The sequence below is a fragment of the Pseudomonas sp. PSB11 genome (genome assembly GCF_014596605.1).
GTDB classification, from domain to species: domain Bacteria; phylum Pseudomonadota; class Gammaproteobacteria; order Pseudomonadales; family Pseudomonadaceae; genus Aquipseudomonas; species Aquipseudomonas umsongensis.
In genome coordinates this window covers 1-556 of record NZ_NOIO01000082.1, presented here as the reverse complement: position 1 = coordinate 556, position 556 = coordinate 1, and the positions used below count along the sequence as shown (strand labels likewise).

The 556-nt window shown below is 47.3% G+C and carries 2 tRNA genes and 1 rRNA gene; all 3 read right to left on the bottom strand.

The annotated features are described in order from the left end of the window. Window positions 1-204: 204 nt before the first annotated feature. Window positions 205-280: transfer RNA gene (locus CGA21_RS29765), tRNA-Ala, on the bottom strand. A gap of 10 nt (window positions 281-290) precedes the next feature. Then, window positions 291-367, bottom strand: a tRNA-Ile gene (locus CGA21_RS29760). Between the two features lie 80 nt (window positions 368-447). Continuing rightward, a 16S ribosomal RNA gene (locus tag CGA21_RS29755) occupies window positions 448-556 on the bottom strand; the annotation flags it as partial.

Genomic DNA, 556 nt, shown 5'->3' with positions numbered 1-556 from the left:
GACATTCGCCGAAAATTCGAATTTCTCAACTAAGAGAACTCACAAATTTTACCTTAGCCTGATCCGTTACCAGTGAAAGTAACGTTCAGTCTATCTTTCTATCACATACCCAAATTTTTAAAGAACGATCTAATCAAAAGACTAGAAATCAATATTCACCGCGGAATATTCATTTCTAAACTCTCAAACTTTCGAAGCAGTTTATGGTGGAGCCAAGCGGGATCGAACCGCTGACCTCCTGCGTGCAAGGCAGGCGCTCTCCCAGCTGAGCTATGGCCCCATAACAAAATTGGTGGGTCTGGGCAGATTCGAACTGCCGACCTCACCCTTATCAGGGGTGCGCTCTAACCAACTGAGCTACAGACCCAATTTCGAGCTGCTTCTATCGTCTTCTTCAATGAATCAAGCAATTCGTGTGGGAGCTCATGGAGCAGCTGAGTCGTCGATTAAGGAGGTGATCCAGCCGCAGGTTCCCCTACGGCTACCTTGTTACGACTTCACCCCAGTCATGAATCACACCGTGGTAACCGTCCTCCCGAAGGTTAGACTAGCTACT